Source organism: Corynebacterium sp. (assembly GCF_030535495.1).
GTDB lineage: Bacteria > Actinomycetota > Actinomycetes > Mycobacteriales > Mycobacteriaceae > Corynebacterium.
This window is the reverse complement of record NZ_JAUNRW010000153.1, coordinates 1-3,801: the sequence shown is the minus strand read 5'-3', so window position 1 is coordinate 3,801 and position 3,801 is coordinate 1. Positions and strand designations below refer to the sequence as shown.

3 protein-coding genes are annotated in these 3,801 nt (G+C 68.0%); 2 read left to right on the top strand and 1 reads right to left on the bottom strand.

What is annotated here, in order from left to right:
* Nucleotides 1-1,130, bottom strand: a 1,130-nt coding sequence (locus Q4F73_RS11910; RefSeq protein WP_303359558.1) for an alpha-amylase family glycosyl hydrolase, incomplete at its 3' end; no start/stop codon positions are given.
* Between the two features lie 112 nt (nucleotides 1,131-1,242).
* Here Q4F73_RS11910 and Q4F73_RS11905 point away from each other — a divergent pair.
* Complete coding sequence (locus tag Q4F73_RS11905; RefSeq protein ID WP_303359557.1) at nucleotides 1,243-3,153, top strand: heavy metal translocating P-type ATPase; 1,911 nt, start codon at nucleotides 1,243-1,245, stop codon at nucleotides 3,151-3,153.
* A 22-nt stretch (nucleotides 3,154-3,175) separates the two neighbouring features.
* A complete protein-coding gene (locus Q4F73_RS11900; RefSeq protein WP_303359556.1) occupies nucleotides 3,176-3,742 on the top strand; it encodes a TetR/AcrR family transcriptional regulator in 567 nt (188 codons plus the stop codon).
* Nucleotides 3,743-3,801 lie beyond the last annotated feature (59 nt).

Here is a 3,801-nt window from a genome sequence, read left to right as displayed (position 1 = left end):
TCGTCGATGGAGGTGTACTCGGGATCGGTCATGCCGATCTCCTCGCCCTGGTAGATGAAGGGGGTGCCGCGCTGGGCGTGGGTGAGGGTGGCCAGCATGGTGGCGGCCTGGGCGCGCAGGGCACCGGCATCGCCGAAGCGCCCGACCGCGCGGGGCTGGTCGTGGTTGTTGAGGAACAGGGCGTTCCAGCCCCCGCCCTCCTGCATACCCTCGGCCCAGTCGTTGAGCACGCGCTTGAGATCGGCGGAGTCGTAGGGCTTGAGCGCCCACTTCTCACCGGCGGCAGGGTAGTCGACCTTGAGGTGGTGGAAGTTGAAGACCATGTCCAGTTCCCCGTTGGCGGGGTTGGAGTAGGCGACACAGCGTTCGATGCTCGTCGAGGACATCTCGCCGACGGTCACGGTGCCCGGTACCCGGCCGAAGGACTCGCGGCGGAGTTCCTGCAGGTAGGGGTGGACGTCCTCGCCGTCGGTGTACATGACGCGGGGATCGACACCCTCGGCGGAGCTGAGCAGCTCCTCCTTCTTGCCGATGAGGTTGATGACGTCGAAGCGGAAACCGCGCACGCCCTTGTCCAGCCAGAAATTGACGATGTCGGCCATCTCCCGCCGCACCGCCGGATTACGCCAGTTGAGGTCGGCCTGGGTGATGTCGAAGAGATGGAGGTACCACTCATCCGTGTCGCCGAACGGGGCCCAGGCGCTGCCGCCGAACTTGGACTCCCAGTTGGTGGGCGGTCCGCCGTCGGGGGCCGAGGGGCGGATGATGTAGTAGTCGCGGTAGGTGGGGTCACCGGCCAACGCCTTCTGGAACCACTCGTGTTCGGTGGAGGTGTGGTTGAAGACCATGTCGAACATCACGCCGATGTCGTGCGCGGCGAGCTCGGCGATCATCTCCTCGACATCGGCCATGGTCCCCATCGCCGGGTCGATGGCGCGGTAGTCGGCGACGTCGTAGCCGTTGTCCCGTTGCGGGGACACGAAGAAGGGGCTGAACCAGATCATGTCGGGACCCAGTTCGGCGAGGTAGGGGATGCGGTTGATGATGCCGCGGATGTCGCCGATGCCGTCGCCGGTCGAGTCCTGGAACGACTTGGGATAGATCTGGTAGATCACGGTGCGTCCGTCCATGCCTCCTACGCTAACCAAAAGTGAACCTTTGTGATGGTGGACACAGAAACGCACTATTCAGGCTAGGCTGTACTTGCTGGTCAGGGCACAAAAATGCCGCCATACTGGAGTCATGTCCACCGCAGGAGCATCATCCGCCACACCCCGGCCCTGGGCGCTGTTTCTCCGCTCCCGGGACGGTGTCATCACCCTGGCCACCGTCGCCGCCATCATCGTCCACCTCTTCTTGTGGTTGGCCCTCGGGCTGGAGGGGTGGGCCCGCGACTGGCCGTTGGTGGCGATCGTGGTCCTCGGCGGGCTGCCACTCATGTGGGAGGTGCTCAGATCGGCGATCGCGACCCGCGGTGGTGCCGACACCCTGGCGGCGGTGTCCATCATCACGGCCGTGCTGCTCGGGGAGTGGCTGGTCGCGGCGATCATCGTGCTCATGCTCTCCGGTGGTGAGGCACTGGAGGAAGCGGCCTCGGCGCGCGCCTCGGGCACGCTCGATGCCCTCGCGCGCCGCGCCCCGACCACCGCGCACCGGCTGCGGGCGACAGACCTTATCGACGGCACCGACGAGGTCCCCGTCGCCGACATCGCGGTCGGGGACCTCATCGCAGTGCTCCCGCACGAGCTCTGTCCCGTCGACGGTGAGGTGGTGGACGGGCACGGCGCCATGGACGAGTCCTACCTCACGGGTGAGCCCTATGTGGTGAGCAAGTCGAAGGGCTCGCAGGTCATGTCGGGCGCGGTCAACGGTGACCATCCGTTGACCATCGTGGCCACCCGCCCGGCGGAGGATTCGCGCTACGCCCAGATCGTCGGTGTGCTGCGCGAGGCCGAGGACAACCGGCCCGCGATGCGCCGTCTCGCCGACCGCCTGGGCGCCTGGTACACGGTCATCGCGCTCACGCTGGGGGCGGTGGGGTGGGCGGTGTCGGGAGATCCCGTGCGCTTTCTGGCCGTGGTGGTCGTGGCCACGCCGTGCCCGCTGCTCATCGGCGTGCCGGTGGCCATCATCGGCGCGATCTCCCTGGCCGCCCGCCGCGGCATCATCGTGAAAAACCCGGGCATGCTGGAAAACGCCTCCCAGGTCAAGACCGTGATGTTCGACAAGACCGGAACGTTGACGTACGGGCGTCCCGTCATCACCGAGATCGACACCGCCCCGGGTGTCGACGCCGACGAGGTCCTGGCGCTCGCCGCCTCCGTCGAGCGCTACTCCCGGCACCCGCTCGCCGAGGCGATCCGGGCGGGAGCGAAGAAACGTCGACTGGAGCTTCCCGACGTCACCGAGGTCTCCGAGCGGCCCGGTCAGGGCCTGACCGGCCGGGTCGGGGGGCGGGACATCCGTATCACCAACCGACGCACCGCCCACCAGATCGATCCCGCCAGCCGCGACCTCATCCCGGTGACCAGCTCCGGCATGGAGTCCATCGTGCTGATCGATGGCGCCTACGCCGCGCTCATCCGCCTGCGCGATGAACCCCGCGGCTCCGCTGGCGAGTTCATCGCGCACCTGCCGCAGCACCACGACGTGGACCACCTCATGATCATCTCCGGTGACCGCGAATCCGAGGTCCGCTACCTGGCGGAGCAGGTCGGCATCGACGAGGTCCACGCCGGGGTGAGCCCGGAGGGCAAGCTCGCGATCGTCGAAAAGCACAACCGGCGGGGGCCCACGATGTTCCTCGGCGACGGCATCAACGATGCCCCGGCGATGGCCGTCGCGACCGTCGGGGTGGCCATGGGTGCGAACTCGGACGTCACCTCCGCGGCGGCCGACGCCGTCATCCTCGACTCCTCCCTGGAGCGTCTCGACGATCTCCTCCACATCGGGGCGCGCATGCGAAGGATCGCCCTGCAGTCGGTCATCGGAGGCATGAGCCTGAGCATCATCGGCATGATCCTCGCGGTGTTCGGACTGCTCACTCCCCTCATGGGTGCCATCGCGCAGGAGGTCATCGATGTGCTCGCCGTACTTAACGCCGCCCGTGTGGCGGTGGTCCGGGGCCCACTGAGCGATTTCGACGACCGATGACGGCGGGCCTAGGCTGAAGGGCATGCCGAAGATCACCCGGGACACCGTCGAGGAGCACCGCGCCGCCCAGCACCGGGCGGTGCTCGACGCCGCCGGCCGCCTCATCGAAGCCTCCGGCGGCCAGGTCCCCTCACTCGGGGAGGTCGCCGCCGAAGTGGGGCTGGCCCGCTCCAGTGTCTACGCCTACGCCTCCTCCCGCGTCGACCTGGTCATTCAGCTGCTGCTGGAGACCATCCCCGCCTGGACCGCGCGAGTCTCCGCCGCCATCGAGGCGGCCGGTGATGACCCGACCGGGCGCATCGACACCTACCTCGAGCACACCCTCGACTTCTTCGTCGACGGCACCCACGGTCCGCTCATGGCCGCCGCCCAGCAGCACCCGGAGGCCTTCACCGACGAACGTGTCGTGGAGACGCACGATGCGATGGCCGCCGCTTTGCGCGCCGCCATCTCCGACCTGCCCGCCGACGCCGTTCCGCTTATCGACGCCGCCGTCCACCGCGGCGCCGAGATGATCACCCGCGACGGTCACGACCGGGATTGGGTGCTGGACATGCTCCAGCGCATGGGGCGCGGACTGCGGGGCTAGGGTGTCAGCTCCAGCCAGCGCTGAAACAGCCAGATCCCCTTACCGGACTCGAACATCCG